Origin of the sequence: Caloramator sp. (assembly GCF_020054765.1) — a bacterium.
In the GTDB taxonomy this organism is placed as follows: Bacteria; Bacillota; Clostridia; order Clostridiales; family Caloramatoraceae; genus Thermobrachium; species Thermobrachium proteoclasticum.
In genome coordinates this window covers 1-22,256 of record NZ_JAIHAO010000030.1, presented here as the reverse complement: position 1 = coordinate 22,256, position 22,256 = coordinate 1, and the positions used below count along the sequence as shown (strand labels likewise).

At 33.3% G+C, this 22,256-nt stretch carries 17 protein-coding genes and 1 pseudogene; 1 reads left to right on the top strand and 17 read right to left on the bottom strand.

Going from position 1 to position 22,256, the window contains the following annotated elements; translation table 11 throughout:
- Positions 1–154: 154 nt before the first annotated feature.
- From JG776_RS09300 to JG776_RS09220, 17 genes are all read right to left on the bottom strand, one after another.
- Complete coding sequence (locus tag JG776_RS09300) at positions 155–2,491, bottom strand: cell wall-binding repeat-containing protein (protein WP_291966871.1); 2,337 nt, start codon at positions 2,489–2,491, stop codon at positions 155–157.
- A gap of 281 nt (positions 2,492–2,772) precedes the next feature.
- On the bottom strand, positions 2,773–3,606 hold the full coding sequence (locus tag JG776_RS09295; RefSeq protein ID WP_291966869.1) for a hypothetical protein: 834 nt from the start codon (positions 3,604–3,606) through the stop codon (positions 2,773–2,775).
- 46 nt (positions 3,607–3,652) lie between these two features.
- Positions 3,653–4,096: a VanZ family protein gene (locus JG776_RS09290; RefSeq protein ID WP_291966866.1), complete on the bottom strand. Its 444-nt coding sequence runs from the start codon at positions 4,094–4,096 to the stop codon at positions 3,653–3,655.
- 350 nt (positions 4,097–4,446) lie between these two features.
- The gene (locus JG776_RS09285) at positions 4,447–5,604 is read right to left on the bottom strand and encodes a murein hydrolase activator EnvC (RefSeq protein WP_291966864.1); all 1,158 of its coding nucleotides are present in this window, start codon (positions 5,602–5,604) and stop codon (positions 4,447–4,449) included.
- 22 nt (positions 5,605–5,626) lie between these two features.
- The gene (gene ftsX, locus JG776_RS09280) at positions 5,627–6,514 is read right to left on the bottom strand and encodes a permease-like cell division protein FtsX (RefSeq protein WP_291966862.1); all 888 of its coding nucleotides are present in this window, start codon (positions 6,512–6,514) and stop codon (positions 5,627–5,629) included.
- Entirely contained in the window at positions 6,504–7,190 is a 687-nt protein-coding gene (ftsE, locus tag JG776_RS09275; RefSeq protein ID WP_291966859.1) for a cell division ATP-binding protein FtsE, read from the bottom strand. Before ftsE ends, ftsX begins: the two co-directional genes overlap by 11 nt.
- Positions 7,191–7,679: 489 nt before the next feature.
- Positions 7,680–8,528 (bottom strand): YitT family protein, encoded by an 849-nt coding sequence (locus tag JG776_RS09270; RefSeq protein ID WP_291966857.1) that lies wholly within the window; start codon positions 8,526–8,528, stop codon positions 7,680–7,682.
- A 351-nt stretch (positions 8,529–8,879) separates the two neighbouring features.
- Positions 8,880–9,818, bottom strand: coding sequence for a transketolase family protein (locus JG776_RS09265; protein ID WP_291966855.1), 939 nt, complete (start codon positions 9,816–9,818; stop codon positions 8,880–8,882).
- Positions 9,811–10,641, bottom strand: coding sequence for a transketolase (locus JG776_RS09260; RefSeq protein WP_027309407.1), 831 nt, complete (start codon positions 10,639–10,641; stop codon positions 9,811–9,813). Before JG776_RS09260 ends, JG776_RS09265 begins: the two co-directional genes overlap by 8 nt.
- Positions 10,642–11,127: 486 nt before the next feature.
- Positions 11,128–16,143 carry a cell wall-binding repeat-containing protein gene (locus JG776_RS09255; protein WP_291966852.1) on the bottom strand — a complete coding sequence of 1,672 codons (5,016 nt, stop codon included), beginning with the start codon at positions 16,141–16,143 and terminating at the stop codon, positions 11,128–11,130.
- A 389-nt stretch (positions 16,144–16,532) separates the two neighbouring features.
- Positions 16,533–16,889 (bottom strand): type II toxin-antitoxin system PemK/MazF family toxin, encoded by a 357-nt coding sequence (locus JG776_RS09250; RefSeq protein ID WP_291966850.1) that lies wholly within the window; start codon positions 16,887–16,889, stop codon positions 16,533–16,535.
- On the bottom strand, positions 16,849–17,169 hold the full coding sequence (locus tag JG776_RS09245) for a ribbon-helix-helix protein, CopG family (RefSeq protein WP_291966848.1): 321 nt from the start codon (positions 17,167–17,169) through the stop codon (positions 16,849–16,851). The genes JG776_RS09250 and JG776_RS09245 overlap by 41 nt, the downstream gene beginning before the upstream one ends.
- Before the next feature lie 335 nt (positions 17,170–17,504).
- A complete protein-coding gene (gene alr, locus JG776_RS09240) occupies positions 17,505–18,680 on the bottom strand; it encodes an alanine racemase (protein ID WP_291966846.1) in 1,176 nt (391 codons plus the stop codon).
- A 10-nt stretch (positions 18,681–18,690) separates the two neighbouring features.
- Complete coding sequence (locus tag JG776_RS09235; RefSeq protein ID WP_291966843.1) at positions 18,691–19,305, bottom strand: hypothetical protein; 615 nt, start codon at positions 19,303–19,305, stop codon at positions 18,691–18,693.
- 59 nt (positions 19,306–19,364) lie between these two features.
- Positions 19,365–20,864: an NAD(P)H-hydrate dehydratase gene (locus JG776_RS09230; protein WP_291966841.1), complete on the bottom strand. Its 1,500-nt coding sequence runs from the start codon at positions 20,862–20,864 to the stop codon at positions 19,365–19,367.
- A gap of 1 nt (position 20,865) precedes the next feature.
- The gene (gene acpS / locus JG776_RS09225) at positions 20,866–21,225 is read right to left on the bottom strand and encodes a holo-ACP synthase (protein WP_291966839.1); all 360 of its coding nucleotides are present in this window, start codon (positions 21,223–21,225) and stop codon (positions 20,866–20,868) included.
- A 266-nt stretch (positions 21,226–21,491) separates the two neighbouring features.
- Positions 21,492–21,863, bottom strand: a complete 372-nt coding sequence (locus JG776_RS09220) for a DUF6514 family protein (protein ID WP_291966837.1) — start codon at positions 21,861–21,863, stop codon at positions 21,492–21,494.
- A gap of 307 nt (positions 21,864–22,170) precedes the next feature.
- Between JG776_RS09220 and JG776_RS09215 the strand changes: the two are divergent.
- Positions 22,171–22,256, top strand: a pseudogene (locus tag JG776_RS09215) (IS200/IS605 family transposase); the annotation flags it as partial.

Below are 22,256 nucleotides of genomic sequence, written 5' to 3'. Positions count from 1 at the left end.
AACTCTCCCCAATCTAACCTATCTTTCTAAAATCACTCTCAAATAAGAAAGGACAGGCATTCTAATCGAATACCCGCCCCAACAATTGACAAAGAGCCATTAATTTTTAATAAAAATACAGGGAAGTTTAATCCTCCCTGTATTTTTAATTATATTACTTTTCAAATGTTATTGTCAATGTTTCTCCATTTTCGAATGTTAGCTTGATAGTCTTTCCTTTTAACGCTTCCTTTAGTTCTGAAACAGTTACATTCTCAATTGACTTGTTGAAGTTTAATTCAGATTTTACAACAGTTAAATCCAATCTATTGTTATTGTAAACTGTATTTGAACCAAACTCAACCTTTGTAAGTTTTACACCATTAAAGCTTACATTTGGTAGGTTTTCTACAACTAATCCTTGATCTCTTATTGCATTTACTATAGTACTAAAATCTGAATCAAGATTTATTCCTCTGTTTGCAAGTTTGTTCTTTAATTCAATCTTTAGGTCTCCATAACCTGATATCTTTTGATTTGCAAACTCTTCTGCCTTTAGGAAATAGTCTCTTAAAACTCCACTTTCTCTTCTTGTATTGTAGAAGTCCTTTAATGTTTGTGAATCTTCAGCTTCAACACTATTTAATTTAACTTTTATAACTGAATCTTGTGCAGTTAAATTAAAGTGCTTCATTGTGTAGTTTTGATTTACAAATTGAACTACTTCTTGAGCAAATTTTTCTGCTCTAAAGTACTTAACATTTGATGCACCTTCACCACCAAGGTTTATTTTTTCTTCTAAGTTTGTATCTGGGGATACTGTTATATCTGCACCATTATCTATATTTAAGTCTATCTTTTCAACTGTATCTGCTACACTTATTTCTGTTTTTGCATTTGAACCTATATTTACAGTAGATTCTTTATTTACTTCTACCTTACCTACAGCACCATCTACATTTAATGTTACATCCTTCTTTTCTACTACTACCTTTTCTACCTTTGCACCTTGTTCAGCAACTATGTTTGCTGATGCATTTACTACAACCTCTGCCTTTAGTGTACCTTCTTTAACAATAACCTCTCTATTTTCTCTGTTGTATTCTTTAACTTCAACATTTTCTATATTTGCTTTATCTGATACAGCTAATTTAACATTTGATTTAACTTCTACTTTATTAACCTTTGTACTTTCTAATTTTAATGTAGGTGCTTGTGTATTCTTTCTTGTCTCTACACTAACCTTTACAGCATTACCTTCTAATTTTACCTCTTGAGCTGCAAGAACTTTTACTTCAGTACATTTTACGCCATCTAAATTAACGCTTCCTATTGTATCAACATATACAGTTCCTGTAACTGTTACGTTATCTAATGTAACTTGATTTCCAAGAACATAAAGATTACCTAAAACTACAGCATTTTTTAATGTTGATGTACCATTTAATGAAACATTTGAGCTATATATTGTCAATTTTTCATTTGCTCCAACTGTTCCAGTCTTAAACTCTTGGTATTGAGGCTTAGATTGTTGTAATGATTCATTTGAAACTGCTGAAGTTCCACCAAAAGCAACAACCTTTGTATTTGGAGTCATTACATTATTTAATGTTTCCTTTGTTGATTCACTTAAAACTGGCTTTACAAATACTATTGGTGCCCATTCCTTTGCTGCAAGTGCTGCACCAGGAATTGCATCTGTATATTCATTGTTTTGGCCATTTGCTAAATAAATTTTATCCATGTCATATTCTTCTTTAAAAGTCTCAATAAACTTAGAGTTTGTTTCGTATCTATCGCTTCCAGCTATTCTTTGTGAATTGTTGAATTTTGAAGCAACTTCATTTGATATAGCACTTGTTCCACCAATTACATAGAACTTTTTAGGTGCATTTTCATTGTTTATGTATGCTGATACTTTTTGTGGTAAATTATCCTTTTTTGTTAATATGATTGGCATTTTCTTTCTTGCTGCTAAACTTGCAACTGTCATTGCATCTGGGAGCTTGTCCCCTGTTACAACAAAAGCTTCTTCTGTATTTCCAAGCTCTTCAGCTATCTTTACTGATGTTTCATATCTGTCTTGCCCTGCAATTCTGTTGATTGTTATATTACCTAATACAGTTTTTATTTGATTTTCTACTGTTGTTGATACTGCACCAGTTCCACCAATTATTATCACTTTGCTTGGTGCTAATGCTTGTAAAGCTTGCTTTGCTTCATCACTTAAATTATCCTTTTTAGTTAGTAATATTGGTGCATCATATTTTGCTGAAAGACCTGCGGATGCCAATGCATCTGCAAATACAGCACCATTTGCTATAATAACTGTTTCTGCTCCATTTGACCAACCCTTTAGTGCTATTTCCTTTGCTGTACCATATCTTGTAGTACCTTCAATTCTGTTTGATACCTCAGCTGCATATACCTTGTGAGGTAATAAGCTGAAGGCTGTGTTTGATAGAAGCATTGTAGCTACTAATGCTCCTGATAGGAACTTCTTTGCCTTCATAGATTTAACCCCTCCAATCATCGTTAAATTGTTTATAACTTAAATTGATACTAAATACTCTTTAAACCTTTTTTATATTAAAATCTTAGTTGAAATTATAACATACTTTTTTGTAAAAATCTACTTCTTTATTTTTAATTTACTATTAAATCTTTAGTACACATATTTTGACCCCTCTTAAGCAATAAAGGTAATGGTATTTTGCATAATTATATTAAACAAATTTTATTATATTTATCAAGCCGTTTCAACAAAAATTCCAATATTTAATTCAGTATTTTTTATCTTAACTTCATCATCTTCTCTTCAACATTTTTTCTATCCATAGAATCAAGGTACTTAATATATTCCTTATCACTCATATCTAATACTGGTTCGTAAACGGTTAAAACTTTTTTGAAGTAGTCTATGCCGTAATCGAGTCTATTTAGACAATCCATAAGTTCTGTACCTGATATTCTAAATCTGAGTGATTTTCTTTTTTTGTTTAGGGCTGCCTTAACATCGTCTATCTCATCCTTCGTCTTGGCAATTAGCTTTATCTTTTCAAAGTTTTTAAGGAGCGCCCTTCTATAATATGGCATTATTTCATCTAATATTTTTTTGCTGAAGACTATGTTTTCATTTGATAGGCTGTTTACCTTATCTATTAGTTCCTTAAGTACCTTGTTGTTTTCTCTTTTTAAGGCTGTTAGATTTAAGAAGGCATCCCTTAGTTTTTCTGTTTTTTCAAGGCCCTCTGCCTTAAGTGCATCAAGGGCTACAAGCATTTTTTCAAAGTCCTTCTCTTCTCTTTTTAGTTGTTTTTCTTCTATTACAGCCTTTGGTATACCTCCACTGAAAACATCATCAAATAGAACTTCAAATTGATATGCAAGATAAGAGAGCTCCCTTATGTCCCTTTCATCCTCTACTTTTTGTCCATCCTCTGTAACATATATGTAGCCATTAACAGTTTGGCGTACACTACCTAAAAATACTTTATTAAACTGTATTTCTCTATAGAGCTGTCCTTTGTATTCAATAGGCATTGAAACTCGTGCAACCTCACTTTTTTTTATGTATTTATCGGATATTTCCTTTAACCTTCCCTCTGCCTTTGTAAAAACAAGCATATTTATCCTCCCTTATGATAGGTAATGTTTTTAACAATCAATATCTTCATTTTACCACAATATTTTTACTTTTCCAATTTATTATTTTAATAAAGGTTATACCAATAAGTGCACCTGTAGAATCAATTAATACATCCATAACTTTTGGTCCTCTCCCTGGGACGAAATACTGATGTACCTCATCTGAAACTGCATATAAAAAACAAAATATAAATGCAATTAAAAACTTATTTTTTATTTTTGTATGTTTTATGTATAGAAATGTTAGGCTTCCTAAAAACATAAATAAAAAGAAATGGGCATTTTTCCTAACGTAAAAATTTAGACGTTCTCTACCTACCTTTTTTTCAATATCCTTTCCTGTTGTTACCTTTACTGTTTCAATTATTTTTCTGTTTCTATTATGGGATATATATGCTGGTTCTGATGATAGGTAAAATATAAATGCCATATATGACAATAATAAAACAAATAGAAATTTACGCTTCATATCAATCTACCTCTTATAGTTTTATTTTATATGATACCCCTATATTTGTAATATTATACCATTTATTTTACTAAAACATATTAGATTGTCAATAAACCCAATCGTTATCTGAAATTAAAAAACTCTCAACGAAGGGATTTGAAATTATAATTTTTATTAAATATTGGTTTTAATGTAGAAAAAGTGCGTAATACAGCATAGGACGTGCCGAGCCGAGCGGCTATCAGGACGATGGCATCGTAAGGATTTTCAGATTTACTATAAGCATTTTGTTTGATTTTATCTTATTGGATAACGAAAACTGGCAGTCATATCAAATGTTATAAGTGATATGACTGCCAGTTTTTTATTTATTGTCCAACTATATAATATGGTGCTGGGTCTACAGGAACACCATTTTTTCTTATTTCAAAATGTAGGTGTGGTCCTGAGGAGAGGCCCGTGTTACCTGATTTTCCAATCATTTGTCCCTTTTCAACAACTTGTCCAACTGAAACAGATATCTTTGAAAGGTGGGCATAGGTTGAGGTTAATCCATCCCCGTGGTCTATTATTACCACATTACCATAACTACTCATATATTGTGCTATTATAACTTCTCCTTTTGCCATTGAATAAATAGGTGTTCCTGTTGGAACTGCAATATCCATACCATTGTGCATTCTTGCATAGCCTAAAACTGGATGCATTCTCATTCCAAAGGGTGATGTTACCCTTGGAATATATCCTAAATCGCTAACCTTAATAATACCTGTTTTTGAAAAAGTGCCAAAGTTATTGTTTTTGTTCTGTCTTGCCTGTATTTCTTTTATTTGTTTTTCAAGTAGCTTTGATTCCTCTTGTTCTGCCTTTAATACCCTTTCTAAGTATGCTTTATCCTTTTCAAGTTTATCATATAGTTTTCTTTGTTCTCTGCAGGCTTCATCAAGTTGACTTTTTTGAGATGATAATTCATACTGCATACTCAATAATCTTTGCTGCTTTTGCGTTACCTCTTTTGCTTTATTTTCTATTTCTTCCTTCTTTTCTGCTATTGATTTTAATATATTTTTGTCATTTTCAACTATTGCCTTTACAATCTCTGCTCGTCCAAAGAAATCTGAAAAGCTATGAGAATCTAACAAAACTTCTAAAATGCTTGATGGCCCATTCATATACATAACCTTTATTCTTTCCTTATACAGTTCCTGCTGCTCTTCGTATTCCTTCTCAAGCTGTTTTATTTCTTTATTGAGCTGTTTAATTCTCATTTTAGTATCTACTATTTGGTTATCTAAGTTCTCTATGCTATTTTGAAGCTTATCTATTTTGCTGTTTAGATTATTTATTTCCTTTTCTACATCTTCCTGCTTGTCCTTTACATCATCAATCTTATCCTTTAGGTTTTCAATGTTTTTCTTTGTTTCATTCAGCTGCTTTTGCTTTTCCTTAAGTTCATCTGCATAAACAAATGTAGATGATAATGATAAAAATATTGCCATTGTAATGGTAAATAATCTCTTTTTCACAACCATCCCCCCAAACCAAATTTTATACAGATAGGAATCTTCTTATTGAAATATAGCTTCCGAATCCTCCAATTAAAGTTCCAAGAAGGCTGAACTGCCACCATATTTGTTTAACAGCCTCCTGTGGCGGTACTAATGTAATTATCATTATATTGTTCTTTATTGTGTTCGCTGCATAGGTATATGCATTTTCTACAATAAGTGCAGCTATAAAGCCTCCTATTAGGCCTAAAAGTAAACCTTCTAATATAAATGGCCATCTTATAAACCAATCTGTTGCACCTATATATTTCATTATGCTTATTTCTCTTTTTCTTGCAAAAACAGTTAGCTTTATTGTGTTTGATATTAAAAAGATTGAAATTGTACCTAAAATTACCATTAGAATAGTTGAAGAATATCTAATTATTTTTACAAGCTTTCCTATAGTTTGAACTGTCTTTTTTGCATCCTTTACCTTAAGTACGCCTTCTAATTGAGCTATTCTTGGGCTTACATATTCTACGCTGTCTGGGCTGTCAACCTTTATTATAAAGGATGCTGGTAGTGGATTTGATTCTTCAAGGCCCTTCGCAAGGTCCTTGTTTTCTCCAAGCTGTTCTTTAAATTTTTCAAGTGCCTTTTCCTTTGATTCATATTCTACACTTACAACGCCCTGTATTTCTTTTATTTGTCTCTCAAGCTTCTGTTTTTCTAATGTTGTTACATCGTCCTTTAGAAAGGCTGTTATTTCAATCATATCCTCAACATTTGCTGCAAAGCGATTAACATTTATTGCAAGTAGCATAAAGACACCAAGTATAAATAGTGTTGCTGCAACTGTTGTGATTGATGCAAGACTCATTATTCTGTTTCTATACACACTTTTTAATGATTCTTTTATATAGTACTTTATCGTATTAATCCTCATATCCGTATACACCTCTTTGCTGATCTCTCACTATTACACCCTTTTCTATTGCTATAACTCTCTTTTTCATTCTGTCAACAAGATCCTTTGCGTGGGTTACCATAAGAACCGTAGTTCCGCTCTTGTTTATATCGTTTATTAGGCTCATAATCTCCTGTGCTGTATCTGGGTCAAGGTTTCCTGTTGGCTCGTCACATATTAAAAGCTTTGGGTTGTTTACTATCGCTCTTGCAATAGCTACCCTCTGCTGTTCTCCACCTGATAGTTGGTGTGGATAGTTTTTTTGTTTGCTATATAAACCAACCATATCTAATACTTGGGGTACCCTCTTTTTTATGTCCTTGTGACTTGCCTCTACTATTTGCAATGCAAACTCTACATTTTCATAAACTGTTTTATCAGGAAGAAGTCTAAAGTCTTGGAATACTACTCCTATGCTTCTTCTATAATATGGGATTTCTTTTCTTTTTAAATTTGTTATATTTACATTATTTACTACTATATCTCCACTTGTAGGTTCAATCTCCTTCATTAGAAGTTTTAAAATTGTTGATTTACCTGCACCACTTGGTCCAACCAAAAACACAAACTCACCCTTTTGCACTTTAAAGCTGACGTTTGATAGTGCAATATGGTTGTTCTTGTAGACCTTTGAAACATTTTTAAGTTCTATCATCAGCAACAACTCCTTATTTCGTCGTATTGTATAATAGTTATATATTTTTCTACAACATATATAATAACATAAATTTGTTTTTTTGTGTGAAAATTTTTTAAAAAAGTGCCACCCAGGTGAAATGTGACATTTTTTATTAATTTCCACATCGCACCTGGGTGGGAGACCTACGTGTTTTTTTAACTACAGGCTGTTGAAAAAGTTATATATCAATTAGCCCCACGAAGGATTTGTTGGGCATCCGTTCTACAACTTAAGCAATTCTAAGCTTTTCTTTTTTGAAAAAGTCCTACCTTCGTGATGCCACCGTCCTAATGGCCGCTCGGCTCGACACGTCCTGTGTCAAATTACGAACTTTTTCAAAGTCTAAAAATAGAATTGCTAAAACTAATGAAATATGCCTTTTTAAAATCCTTTCAGGGGCTTTTTCTAATCTTATCTAAAAAACAGGTTTGTCAACAATCTGAACATTATTGATATAATATTCCTTTACTCAAGTTCTGTAAATCCTTCTCCTAAGACTTCGTGTACATTGCTTACGCTTATAAAGGCTCTCTTATCAAGTTCCTTTATATATTCTCTAAGTTTTATAAATTCCTTTCTGCTAATTATAGTCATTAAAACTTCCTTCTTTTCGCCTGTAAAGGCACCTCTACCGTCGTAGATAGTTACACCTCTTCCAAGCTCTTCTATTATATATTTTTTTATTTCTTCACTCTTTGAACTAATTATTGTTACCTGTTTACATACATTTAAACCTTGAATAACGTTATCAATAACAAATCCATTTATTACAACTCCTAAAAGTGCATACATACCTATCTTTGGTCCAAAGGTTAAGCCTGCTGCAAGTGTTATCAAAAAATCTGATAAAAGAAGTGACTTTCCAATATCAATATGGAAGAATTTATTTATAATCTTTGCTATTATGTCTGTACCGCCTGTTGAAGCATTTTGATTAAATACTATTCCCATACCTATACCCGAGATTAATATACCGAATAAAAGCTGTAAAAGTAAATCATCGACCATAGGCTGTGAAATGGGGTATAACTTTTCTAAAACCCATATCATTCCAGAAAGACCAAGGCTCGAATAGATTGTTTTTGCACCAAAATTGCTGCCTATTACTATGAATGCAATTATAAATAGGATTATATTCATTCCAAGCATTAAAAGTCCAACAGGAATTGATGGAAAAAATTGATTTATTACAATTGCAAGTCCGCTCACTCCACCTGCTGCAAGGTTGCTTGGAACTAAAAAGTAGTATATACCAACAGCAACTAAAAAGATTCCAAGGGTAATTAAAATGTATTCCTTTATTGCTTTCTTCATATTATTCCTCCTTCCTATTGGTAATGTCGTTCCAATTCTGCATATTCATTTTATCATTTTGCCTTAAATAAAGCAAATTCAATGGCTTTCATTTTATGCAATGGCTGTATATTTTTTGTGTTTTTCTCTATTTTAGATTAGTATGCACAGTAGTTTGATTAATAAAATTCAGAAATGCTATTTTATTCACTTAATGTTAATATTCTTGTTTTTTCATCCTTTATACATATTATGAGTAAAAATTAAACCACCCAAGTGTAATACGGGGCAGTTGTGGCCTTCCGCATCTATCTTGGGTGGTATTGTTTACATTTTATGGATAATGTCACATTTCACCTGGGTGGCACTTTTTTATTTTGCTGCTACTGCTTCCTTTGCAGCCTTTATAATTTCATCCTTTGTTAATCCATACTTCTTAAGAAGTTCTGCTGGCTTTCCTGATTCACCAAATGTATCTTTTATTCCTACTCTCTTTACAGGTGCTGGATACTTTTCTGATAGAACTTCGCAAACAGCACTTCCAAGTCCACCTATTATGTTGTGTTCTTCGCAAGTTACTGCTGCCTTTGTCTTTTTAACTGAGTTTACAACAGCCTCTTCATCAATTGGCTTTATTGTATGGATGTTTATAACTTCTGCATCTATTCCTTCCTTTTGAAGCTCTTCTGCTGCCTTTAGTGCTTCACTTACCATTATTCCTGTTGCAAATATTGAAACATCCTTACCTTCCTTTAATAAAACAGCCTTTCCTATTTCAAACTTATATTCTGGTCTGTCGTTTATTGTTGGAACTGATGATCTTCCAAGTCTTATGTATACAGGTCCATAATATTCGCTTGCTGCCTTAACTGCTGCCATTGTTTCAACATCGTCTGATGGGCATATTACTGTCATATTTGGTATACTTCTCATTATTGCTATATCTTCTACTGATTGGTGTGATGCACCATCTTCACCAACTGTAAGTCCAGCATGTGTTGCTGCAATCTTTACATTTAGCTTTGGATAGCAGACTGAGTTTCTTATTTGTTCAAATGCTCTTCCTGCTGCAAACATAGCAAATGTGCTTGCAAAAGGAATCTTTCCACAAGTTGAAAGTCCTGCTGCTGTTCCAATAAGGTCTGCCTCTGCTATACCAACATTGAAGAATCTTTCTGGATATGCCTTTGCAAAATCAGCTGTTTTTGTTGATTTTGAAAGGTCTGCATCTAAAACAACTATATTTTTATTCTCCTTACCAAGTTCCACAAGTGCCTTTCCATATGCCTCTCTTGTTGCTAAATTAGCCATTAATCGCACCTCCTAACTCTTGTAGTGCTTGTTCGCATTGTTCTTTGCTTGGTGCTGTTCCATGCCAGCCTACTTGATTTTCCATAAAGGATACACCCTTACCCTTTACAGTTTTTGCAACTATCATAGTTGGCATTCCCTTTGTAGATTTTGCCTTATCTATTGCATCAAATATTTGATTGTAATCGTGTCCATCTATTTCAATTACATTCCATCCAAATGCTCTAAACTTATCTGCAATTGGAGTTACATTCATAACTTGTGTACAAGGACCATCTATTTGTAGTCCATTAAAATCTACAAATGCTGTTACATTATCAAGCTTGTAATGTGCTGCTGTCATTGCTGCTTCCCAAACTTGACCTTCTTCAAGTTCTCCATCGCCTAGTAGTATGTAGACTCTATAATCTTTGTTATCAAGCTTTCCAGCAAGTGCCATTCCATTTGCTACAGAAAGTCCTTGGCCTAATGAACCTGTTGACATATCTACACCAGGAGTGTTCTTTATGCTTGGGTGTCCTTGAAGATTTGAGTCAATCTTTCTTAGAGTCATAAGCTCTGACTTGTCAAAGAAGCCCTTTTCTGCAAGAACTGCATATAGAACTGGTGCTGCATGTCCCTTTGAAAGAATAAATCTGTCTCTATCCTCCCATTTTGGATTGTTTGGGTCAACCTTCATTTCACTAAAGTATAGTGATGTTAGGATTTCCACCGCTGAAAGTGAGCCGCCTGGGTGCCCTGATTGAGATTCAGTTAGCATCTTTATGATGTTTTTTCTAACTTCAACTGCTATTTCCTTTAGTTTGTTGATGTCTCTATTCATCACACATTCCCTCCTTTTGGTCTTTATATTTATTATGCCATAAGGCTTATTTTTCTAACCGCACAAATATTATAGCACATATTTTGACAAAATACACACTATTTTTACGTTGACAATTTTTAATTTTTTTAATAATAAATTAATACATTCATTAGATAAAAAAATCAATAAACATCATTCGGCCCTTTTAATAAAATTCTGAAAGAGTAGTATAATTCATACCCTTTACATTATACAAGATAAAAGTGCCAACCGAGTGGTTGACACTTTGCAAAAATTGTTTTTTAGTATCTTCTCTATAGGTACATTTAAATTTACTTTTTTACAGCTAATGGAAATGTCACATTTCACCTGGGTGGGAGACCTCCGAAAAAATCAAATTATTTTTAAAAACATACTATATATAGTTGCACATATTATCTTTTATGTACTATATATAGTGATGACAATTTTTAAGGTATCATTTTTTCGGAGCTCTTGGTGGGACTAAAAAAATTCTTTTATTATTTCTTCTGTTACAACTTTGTATCCTCCAACAACAAATACAATAGTATTGTCTAATCTATTTTCAATTATATGATTTTTTATTGATTCAGAGACACCATCCCCTGTTAAAAATACAAATGAATTAGTCATAGCAGCTAATGTTCCAGCAAATAGACCGTCTGGAAAATTCTTTCCTGTTGCTACAAATATTCTTTCATAATTTATTTCATTATTAAACTTTTTCGCTATTTCTAAATTCGTCTCATATCTATCTTTCCCTGCTATTCTTACAGCGTTTTCAATATTATTTATAACATCATCTGATATTACTGCTACTCCTCCTATTACATATACTTCTTCTGGTTTACTTGTGTTTATTAATTCTTTTATTTGTTCTGGTAATTGATTCTTTTTTGTAAACAAAATTGGCCATCCATTTTTTGCTGCTATTGATGATATAGATAGTGCATCCGCAAATCCTTCTCTACTCACAATTACAGCCTTATCAAAATTTAATAGTTTAGCCACTTCATAGGATGTTTCGTATCTATCTTTGCCTGATATCCTTGTTACATCTACTCCTATCTTTTCAAGCTCCATCTTTACTTCATCTGACACAACAGCATTACCACCTACTATAAAGGCTTGTTTTGCCTCTAATCTTTTTATTTCTTCAACTACTTCATTTGCTATTTTATTTCTTGAAACAAGTAGTATTGGTGCATTATACTTCTTTGATAATGGTACTGCACAAAGTGCATCTGAATAATTTTCACCACTTGCAATTATAACTATATCTGCTCTATTAAATCCTTTTTTTGATACTTCTACAGACGTCAAGTATCTATTAACACCTGCATACCTTATACTTAATCCATTTGCATTTTGTTTTATTACGTAAATTGTACACTGAGCCTCATAATTTCCATCTAATGTTCTTACCTTTATTTTAGCTTCTCCCTCTGATACTGCAGTTACTTTTCCACTTGCATCTACTTTTGCAATACCTTCATTGCTTGATTCCCAAACTACATCTTTATTGCTTGCATTGCTTGGTTCAACTGTTGCAATTAAATTAATGCTCTCTCCAATATTAATTATCTTGCTTGTTGTATTTAAACTTATTCCACTTACACTAATTTTTGCTGGTTCAAGAAATACTATTTCACTAACATTTCTAACCCTTAGTCTTGGTCCATTTGGATCTACGGAGGCTAATCCTACTGCACTTATCCTGCTACCTACAGTAATCCTTTCATCCCATTTACCTTTCTTTGATTCATCTCCACTTCCATCGCCTATATATCCATCAACAAATATACGTGCCTCACCACTACCATCGTCAACATAAATGTTTTGTGCGTCCATTCTTGTAACAGTACCTATAACCTTTACAAGAAGTCCACCGTTTTTGCTATCCATTGCATCCTTTGTTGATAGTAGGGTTGGTTCTATAGGATTTATATTTGTATCTGTTACTTCATATTCAATAACCCTAAGTTCTAAGTCTCCTTGATATTCATCTAAAGTTCCAACTGCTTTTACCCTCTGTCCTACCATTATGTCTGAACTTGAAATTGGAAATAGGTTTATTCCTCCTGTTTCATCCTGAATGTATAAGGTGTCAAAGAAGCTGTTATCTGAAGGAGTCTTTCCTGCTGTAACTATACCCTCTACGCAGAATATATCCCCTTTGTTTCCTGAACGGACAGTATTAATTTTACTTACAGGTATGACCTTTTTTATGGAGTCGAGTATATTTAATGTTATGTTGTAGTTGCTGTTTTGAAGCTGTGTTGAATTATCAAGCTGAACCTTTATTTCAAAGTCAGATATAAATACTGTTCCACCTATAAACATATTTCCGCCACCTGGCAGCTTTTCTACAGCAAGGGCATATACGCTTCCCTCAGGTAATGAAACGCCAGGAAGGTTTTTATTTGAATCTATCGACCTTGTTGTATCATAGCCCTTTACAAGCCAAGTTGTTTTTCCTGTTGCTAATGCTTCACTATCAATATTTAGTGAACATCCGCTGTAGAAGCTGTATTTTTGTTCAGGAGATACACCACTTAAATAAGGTGATTCAAAATTATAGTTATTGAATGCAAGTCTATAGTTTTGATTATTTACCTTATTTACATCGTCAACTACTTCATCATTATTAAATCTTGTAGTTGCACCTATTGCTTCAAGTAATCTGTTCATTTGGGTTGATGTTTGATATTGACCTATTCCATCCTGATAGTCAGCAATACCACAAATTATTAGGTTTCCTCCTTTGTCAACAAATCTTTTTATAACCTGAAGGTCTTCATCACTAAAACTCTGTGGTTGATATGGTATACTATTTACAGTTCCTGCCTTCTTTGCAGGTGCTGTTATTACTAAAAGCTGGGCATCCTTTAAAACTTCATCTGTAAGCTTATTTTTCTCCACATTAACAGCAATTTTTCTGCTATTTGCTATAGTTATAAAGTTGTTTAGGTTGTTTGCATAATAACCATATACATAGTCATTATAGTGGGTTGCATCTACCACAATCTTAGTGGTTATTGCAGGGTCTGCCACCTCTATTTTTAATACATCTGTAAAAATCTTTTCCACACCATTTATCTTTGCTGTCATTTTTACATCAATATTAAACTTTCCTGCAGAAACTGGTATATAGTCAAAGGAATATGAACCTGTTGATAATGGGTTAACTGTTTCTAATTGTGGTACTTCTTTTATTACTTTACCATTGATTGAATATACTAAGCTTGTAATTTCCATAGGAACATTTTCATTGTTGAAATAGTTTGTTGTAATCTTAAAGCTCTCACCCTTTAGGGGTAGTGTTGTGCTTGCTGTTGTTTTTGATATTCCTGCCTTATCAACTTCTCCAATCCAAACTGGTGCTGTAACTGCTATGTCTTTATCAACTTGATCTACTCTTATATAGTAATACGAATAGTTAGGTGAAAGATTGAATTCAACCACATCTTTATTAGTTGTTACTGTCTTTGTTTCTACTATCTTTCCACCATTTGCTATTACTGATATTTTACCTAATGGTTCATTATCTGGGTCCTCTATATCAACCTTTATATATACACTTTCTGGTTTTGAATCGAGTATCGTACCCATTATTTCACCATTTAAAGTGTATTTTATCCTTAGGTTGTTGTCTTCTGTTGCATATACCCTCATATTTCTCATTGCATCGTATATATTTTCTCTTGTTAGGCTGTCTGCTAATACAACTGTTCTTCCTGTGTTTGCAGTTCCCCAGTTTCCAAGATGATTGTCTTGGTTATTTGTTGGTGCTAAATGCCATCCCTTATCAAGGGCACGGGTGTAATATTCATATGAAGGGAAATATCCACTGCTTCTTATTGGCCCCTCTCCATTACCTACTTCAATTAATGTTATGAGTTTGTCTATTTGTGGATCATAGTATGCAAAATCATTGAAATCGCCAAATGTTGGTCCCGGATGATTAAACTGTGAAATTGAATCAGGGAATAGTTTTAGTACATTGTAATACTGCTTTAATCCGTCTGGCAATTTGTATTTTGCTGTGTCACGGGTTTCAAAACCTGGAGTGTTGAAGGTATTTATGTGCCCTGTTCCATTTGACCAAGTCATTTCAAAGGCATAGATACCAACAAAATTACTGTCTGTGTATCTGTCTGCAGCACTATGTCCATTCAGCCATTTCGTGCTCTTTGAGCCATCTGCCATTGAAGAAATGTTTGCATTGTCAAAGGAATTAGAATGGTCTGTTACTGCAAAAAAGTCAAGCTTTGCAGTGTTTTTTGCATAGGTATATGCGTCGTCTAATGAACCAAGACCGTCAGAATTTGTTGTATGTGAATGTATTTGTCCAAAGTATATGTTATATTCGCTGTTTATCTTTTTTGTAAAATTAAATGTTGAAATTGGGCTGTCTAATAAACCTTCTGCTGTTGCATATGCCTTTATTGTTACTGGAAGATTTGTTAAAGTTATTGGAGCTTCATATGTATTCCAAGTTTCTCCATTATCTAAAGAGTATTTAATTATAGAATTTGGAGTTTCACAAGATAGTGTTACTTTCTTGAAGGGAAGCACTGCTCCTCCATTTGGGCTTGCTGTAACTGATGCAACTTTACCCTGTGTATATGTAAAGGTTGAGGTTATGCTGTTTTTCATTCCTTCTTTTACTGCATATGCCTTTATTGTTATTGGGAGTTGTGTTAGAGTAATTTTATTTTGTTGATCATATTGGATAAACTCACCATCGTTTATTGAATACATTATTGTTGCACCCTCTGTTTCACAAGAAAGAGCAACCTTTGAATTTAGAGCTACTTCTGAACCGCTCTCTGGAGTTGCTGTTACAGGTGCAACTGTTTCCTCGTCAACTACTAAAGTACCTGAAACTACAATATTGTTTATGTTACTTGTACCAGTTGGAGCAACCTCTGTTACTGTAGTTGATGAACTTGTGGCGTTGCTTGTCATTATAAATCTTATTATAAGGTTTTCAACATTGGATGCATCCTGTGGCAATAATAAGGTTGGCATATAATATGATAAAGTAGTGCCTGTTATTGCATAATCACTATTTGGGACATCATTCCAGGTAGCTCCATTATCTATGCTGTATATTACTTTAAAATTTTTAGGACCTGTTGATGATGAACGTGTTTTGGCTGATAAAGTTAAGTTTTCGTAACCCTTGGTTGAAAGTTGTATTTGCCAATATTTTGTGTTTGCACCGTTATCCCATCCATTTATGGATAAACTGCCTGAACTGTATTTTGGAATTATATTGTCACTTCTAAAATGGCTCAAAAAAGCACTATCCTTAAGTACCCCACTTGTTGCAGGTATTGGATAGCTTGTAGGTGCAGACGTATAATCCCACGCTGCAACAATTTCTGTCTGGGCTGCGTAACCTTGGATGTTTAGGCCTAAGATGTTAAAAAGCATTAAAAAGCTAATAAACCAAGCTGTCAGTTTTTTGAATAATTTTTGTTTTGAAATCATTAATACCCCCCCAGTAAAATTTTTGTCTAAGGTTTTTGAGTTCCTTTGACAAATAGCATATTTGTTCCTAAATAATACTATTCGAAATATTTATAAGAATTCCTTCTATTTTTTATAAATATTTATATATTTTTTCCACGTATCTTTTATTGTTTTGTTTATTAATATTTTTCTAAAACAATATTTTTATTTCAGATAATTAATTTGACTTAATCTAAATATATAAGTTTCATTTGTAAAATTTACTATTTTACTGCACTTTTAAAAAATAAAAGTGCCAACCGAGTGGTTGACACTTTGCAAAAATTGTTTTTTAGTATCTTCTCTATAGGTACATTTAAATTTACTTTTACAACAAAAGGAAAATGTCACATTTCACCTGGGTGGCACTAAAAGTCAATAAGTCCTAAACTTATAAGTAATGCATCGTCTACCTTTTTCATTAGTCCATCACTTATATGTCCTATCTTTTCCTTGAGCCTTCTTTTGTCTATTGTTCTAACCTGCTCAAGCAGGATAACAGAATCCTTTGTTAGTCCATAATCTTCACAGCAAATCTCAACGTGGGTTGGGAGTTTTGCCTTGTTTATCTGTGAGGTTATGGCCGCAACAATTACAGTAGGGCTGTACCTATTACCTACATCGTTTTGTATAATAAGTACAGGTCTTACTCCTCCTTGTTCAGAACCTATGACAGGGCTTAAATCAGCATAGAATATATCTCCTCTTTTCACCACCTGAACCATCTAATATATCACTCTCCGCAAGCTCTGCTTCATATTTGGCAAGTTCCTTAAAATCGCAGTCCATTCCACATTCTGCAATTTCAAGGTTAATGCTACCCATCTCCTGATAGCCCTTCTTCATAAGTTCCCTAATGTTTTTCTTTTTATGTTCCTTAATATATAATATTACAGCTTCCTTAATAAATTGACTTCTATTTTTACCATTTTCACATTCTATAAATTTATCAAATTCATCAAGTAAGCTCTCGGGGAGGCTCACTGTTATTTTTTTATTTTTCATCATCATACCCCCTAAATTTACCTATGTAGGCGAGGCTCTAATGCTTTTATTATAGCACTTAACTTACTTTATTTGCAACCATTATTCCTCTTTATCATTATTCCCAATTTAAACAATAATATAATATGTGAAAACCATATTTCCCATCAATAACTTTATTGCAAAACTACTCCAACTTTATAAAGTAGCTATTTGTAGGTAAACTTTCTGTTTAACAATTTTATCCACAAGATGTTACATACTCTATGTTGCTATTTTTTGGTTTTTGAATTTTTCATTTTATTACGTGGCATTTTTCAGAACACACACATAGATGACTTTTGTAGCTTAATAAATTATTTAGCATCAGGATGTTCCGCTTTTTGGGAAATGTCACATTTCACCTGGGTGGCACTCATATAAACCCTTGGGACGCGTTTTGAGACCATACAAAGAACTTCATAGCTTATAGTTCCAAGCCTTTGTGCTATTGTATCTGCTGTTATAGCCTTGTTACCTGATTTTCCCATCACAACAACTTCATCACCTATCTTTACATCCTCAACCTCTGTCACATCAGCCATACATTGATCCATACATATTCTGCCTACAACGTCAACTTCTCTTCCCTTTATTAAAACCTTTGCATTTCCTGACAGTATCCTTGAAAAGCCGTCTGCATAACCTAAGGGAAGTGTTGCAATTAGCCTTTCACTCTCTGCAATATACTGTCGTCCATAGCTAATTGAGGTACCCTTGTCTACTTTTTTTACCATTGCAACCTTTGCCTTAAGGCTCATTGCAGGTATTAGATTTACCCTTGTCTTATCCACCTCATCGGATGGATAATAGCCATAGAGCATTATTCCAGGGCGAACTGCATCAAAGTAGCTCTCCTCTAAATCTATTATTGCTGCACTGTTTGCCATATGTTTAATTTTAAAGCTTATTCCTTCCTTTTTTAACTCGTCAATCATCCATTTAAACTTTTCAAGCTGCATTTTTGAATAGGTTTTATCCTTAAGGTCTGCACAAGCAAAATGCGAATATATGCCCTCAACATAAATATTATCAAGGGCACATATTCTTTTTATATCCCTTTTTGTCTCTTCACCTACCAAAAAGCCCAATCTTCCCATACCAGTATCTATTTTTATGTGCACCTTTGCTCTTTTATTCATTTTTTGTGCAACTAAATTAAGTTTTTCTGCTAAATTAACATCGTATACTGTAAGTGTTATATTGTTTTCTACTGCAGTTTCAAAGTATTCCTCTGGTGTGTAGCCTAATACAAGAATATCATCCTCTATTTTTGCATCCCTTAACTCTAATGCCTCTGTTATTATGGCAACTGCAAAAAAATCAACACCCTCCTCCTTTAAAACCTTTGCAACCTCAACTGCCCCGTGTCCATAGGCATCTGCCTTTATAACTCCAATTACCCTTCTATCCTTAACTACCCTTTTTACTTCTTTTATATTATTTCTTATACTATCAAGATTAATTTCTGCATAATAGGGCCTTAACATCATTATTCCCCCTTCAATTTAAACCGATAGTAAAAACATCATCCTTTATATCTTTATTACATTCAAAGTTTATAAACTTTGCCCTGTATCGTAAAGTGCCACTGTTGTCGTAAATTTCAAAGTAAAGTGGTCTAATATCCTTCTTGGTAAAATAAACTACAGCCTCATTTTTGTATATGTTATCACCCTCTAACTTTAACCTAAGTTTAATTGTCTCTATACCATCTAACATAGTATAGGTTGTTGTATATTCTTTATTTTTTATCAAACTTGTTTGAATAATACCAAGATGTATAAAGGTTGGTTCTACCTTTATGTCTCCCTCATATTTTTGGTTTATCAAGGGATGATATATCTCAAACCTTCCATTATTAAAAATCATTACTTTTCCCTTTAAAAATTCTGGCTCTAATGTCTCAATTCTAACCTTGTCGGGGAATTTATATATCTGAAGCTGTCTATACTTTGATGTGCCTTTGTTGCTGTAGATTTCTATTTCTACTTCGGATTTATATGAATTTAGTGTTAATATAAAGTCCTCAACACTTTTGTCCTTTTTGGTTATTTTACAGGAAATTATGAATATTGCGAATATTGTGATTAAAATAATAGATATTTGTCTTTTCATAAAAAATCACCTACAAAAATACTACAATTATAAATATTCTTTTTGTAGGTGATTTATTACTATAACATAGCCTGTCCTATATATTCTATTATATCACTGGCGACTAATCCATTTCCATACTTTTTATATGCAAAATCTCCTGCACATCCGTGAAGATATGCACCAAGGAGGGCTGCATCATAGGGTGTATAGCCTTGACCTATCAAGGATAGAATTACTCCCGTTAAAATATCACCAGAGCCTCCCGTTGCCATCCCTGGGTTTCCTGTGGTGTTTATATACACCCTATCTCCATCAGTAACTACTGTGCTTGCACCCTTTAAAAGAAGTATGCATCCATATTCCTTTGCAAAATTTACAGCAACATCTACTCTATTTTTGTTTATATAGTCAACATCAAGACCTGTAAGTCTTGAAAACTCACCAGGATGGGGAGTTAAAACAACCTGACATTTTTTTGTTTTAAGCCTTGCCTTTATGCTGCAGAGCATATTTAGTCCATCTGCATCTATTATTAGTGGTTTTGTTGACTTTTCAAGTAGATATGAGATTACGGATGTAATATGGTTGCTCCTTCCTATACCAACACCCACTGCAACAGCATCGTAGCTCTGCATTATTTCATCAAGTTCTCTTGTTGTAAAAAGGAGGTATCCGTCCTTCTCGTTGCAAATTCTATAGGTTGCCTCTGGTAAGAAAGAAGCAATTCTATCAACAATACTTCTTTGAACGACTCCTGTTACAAGTCCACTTCCTGTTCTTAAGGCTGCTTTTAGCGTTAGGGTTACTGCCCCCGACATATTAAAACAGCCACCAATTACTGCAACCTTCCCACAGCTTCCTTTATTTACGTCAAAATGTCTTTTTTTTAAAAGGCTTTTGGGAAACTCACTATAGTTTGTTGAAATTTTTAGTCCCTCTTCATCTATACAGGCCTTTGGGATTGAAATGTTGTCGATATAAATAGTTCCACTATGTTCTCTTCCATCGTTAATAAGAAGGCCAAGTTTTGCTGTCCCGAAGGTTACTGTTTCGTTTGCAAAGACAGCACTCCCCATCTTAAGGCCTGTATCTGAGTTTATTCCTGATGGAATATCTACAGATATTATATATTTTGAAAAAAGGTTTATTGCTTCAATTACCTCCTTATATATTCCCTCAACCTCCCTATCAAGGCCTGTACCAAACAGAGCATCAACTGCAACATCAGAGCACTTTAATTCCTGTTTTAAGCCCTCTAATTCTTTTTTTATTAAAACTCCCATATTAAGAAGTATGTCATAGTTTATTCTTGCATCGCCCTTTATTTTATCTTCATCTCCAAATAGGTATACGCTGACATCATAACCGTTTATCATAAGAAGTCTTGATAGTGCAAACCCGTCTCCTCCATTGTTACCTACGCCGCACACAACTAAAACTCTTTTTACTTCCTTCTCCTTTATTCTTTTAAAAAGGGCCCAGGCTGCATTTTCCATAAGCACTATGCCGGGAATTTTATACTTTTCCATAGCCCTTCTATCAATATTTCTCATATTTTGAGCCTTTGATACCTTCATTCTACCCCTCCATTACCACATATGCCACTGCATATTCTCTGCAGTGAGAAATTGAAAGCTGTATGTTTTTTATTTCTTTATCCTCTGCAATTTTTTTAGCACCTCTATGTAGAACAACATAGGGTGCTCCATCCCTTTTTAGTATTTCAATATCCCTAAAGGAAAATCCCTTTATTCCAGTTCCAAGTGCCTTAGATACTGCCTCCTTTGCTGCAAAATATCCTGCTGCACTTTCTATTGGTTTAGTCTTTATATATTCAAGTTCCTTTTTGGTGTAAACCCTTTCTAAAAAACTACTATTTTCTACTGCCTTTTTTATTCTACTTATCTCAATTATATCTGTTCCTATACCCTTTATCATCAAATCACCTTTATAAATTTTAATTTTAAATAAGTAAACAAGAGGTAATGACACCCCGTTTACTTATTTATAGATTAGCACAAACTCACCTTAAGTCAACAAAGTTTATTCTATAAAACTTAATGAACTACCCACAACTTTATAAAATGTTAACTTAGTAGAAAAGGTAACTTTTTTACCACAACTACTAAACGACTGTCTAAATCCGCCTAAATACTGATTACAAAAGTAGATAAGTTCTACTTTAAATTCGGTTAATGATTTATTTACGCAAATACTAATTTTGCCTCAAGCTTTGAAATTTCATTATCAAAGTCGCTTGTCCATTCATCAACGTATTCTCCAACCACCTCAAAGAGGTGAACAGGTGAAACTTCATTCCTTTGAAGGTCTATTAAAAGCTTTAGTACCTTTGTTCTATCTGTACTTACAATGTCAATTCTCTCCCTTTCTGTTGCAACTATCTTGTTTTTATCATAATCCTCCCTAACTACCTCAATACCGTAGCATTTTATCTCCAGTTCATTATCCCTTATATTGAATTTTTTACAATTTTTAACCATATAGTACCTGTAGATATAGCTTCTATTGTCGTCTAATATAGTTCTACAGCTTGCTATTTCAACAACGTCCTTCATATTTATCCCCCTTAGTTCTATTTTCTATTATATTTTAGCACCCACCCTCTCTAATTTTTGTTGAAATTTGATAAGGAAATAAAATATTTTTTCAACATCATACTCCAATTTTAGAGTATATGAATTTTATTTTTTATACATTATACAGTATATTCCATTTAATTATTATCTTTTTATATATTTTGTCGTTTTTTAACATAAACAGCAACAGAAGTCGCCCACTTCTGTAAGTGGGTCATGAATGTTGCTTGATAAATTCTTGCTTCATGATATAATCAGTATTATAGGAAGGAGGTTATGTAATAGAATGGATTTAGACAATAATAATCATTCGGTATTCTTGTTGTATTATCATCTTGTTTTGGTAACTAAATATAGAAGAAAAGTTATTGA

Excerpts from the sequence above, each read along its gene's own strand:
- JG776_RS09300 (WP_291966871.1), bottom strand. The coding sequence starts at position 2,491 with ATGAAGGCAAAGAAGTTCCTATCAGGAGCATTAGTAGCTACAATGCTT.
- JG776_RS09295 (WP_291966869.1), bottom strand. The coding sequence starts at position 3,606 with ATGCTTGTTTTTACAAAGGCAGAGGGAAGGTTAAAGGAAATATCCGAT.
- JG776_RS09290 (WP_291966866.1), bottom strand. The coding sequence starts at position 4,096 with ATGAAGCGTAAATTTCTATTTGTTTTATTATTGTCATATATGGCATTT.
- ftsX (WP_291966862.1), bottom strand. The coding sequence starts at position 6,514 with ATGAGGATTAATACGATAAAGTACTATATAAAAGAATCATTAAAAAGT.
- ftsE (WP_291966859.1), bottom strand. The coding sequence starts at position 7,190 with ATGATAGAACTTAAAAATGTTTCAAAGGTCTACAAGAACAACCATATT.
- JG776_RS09270 (WP_291966857.1), bottom strand. The coding sequence starts at position 8,528 with ATGAAGAAAGCAATAAAGGAATACATTTTAATTACCCTTGGAATCTTT.
- JG776_RS09265 (WP_291966855.1), bottom strand. The coding sequence starts at position 9,818 with ATGGCTAATTTAGCAACAAGAGAGGCATATGGAAAGGCACTTGTGGAA.
- JG776_RS09260 (WP_027309407.1), bottom strand. The coding sequence starts at position 10,641 with ATGAATAGAGACATCAACAAACTAAAGGAAATAGCAGTTGAAGTTAGA.
- JG776_RS09255 (WP_291966852.1), bottom strand. The coding sequence starts at position 16,143 with ATGATTTCAAAACAAAAATTATTCAAAAAACTGACAGCTTGGTTTATT.
- JG776_RS09250 (WP_291966850.1), bottom strand. The coding sequence starts at position 16,889 with ATGGTTCAGGTGGTGAAAAGAGGAGATATATTCTATGCTGATTTAAGC.
- JG776_RS09245 (WP_291966848.1), bottom strand. The coding sequence starts at position 17,169 with ATGAAAAATAAAAAAATAACAGTGAGCCTCCCCGAGAGCTTACTTGAT.
- alr (WP_291966846.1), bottom strand. The coding sequence starts at position 18,680 with ATGATGTTAAGGCCCTATTATGCAGAAATTAATCTTGATAGTATAAGA.
- JG776_RS09235 (WP_291966843.1), bottom strand. The coding sequence starts at position 19,305 with ATGAAAAGACAAATATCTATTATTTTAATCACAATATTCGCAATATTC.
- JG776_RS09230 (WP_291966841.1), bottom strand. The coding sequence starts at position 20,864 with ATGAAGGTATCAAAGGCTCAAAATATGAGAAATATTGATAGAAGGGCT.
- acpS (WP_291966839.1), bottom strand. The coding sequence starts at position 21,225 with ATGATAAAGGGTATAGGAACAGATATAATTGAGATAAGTAGAATAAAA.
- JG776_RS09220 (WP_291966837.1), bottom strand. The coding sequence starts at position 21,863 with ATGAAGGACGTTGTTGAAATAGCAAGCTGTAGAACTATATTAGACGAC.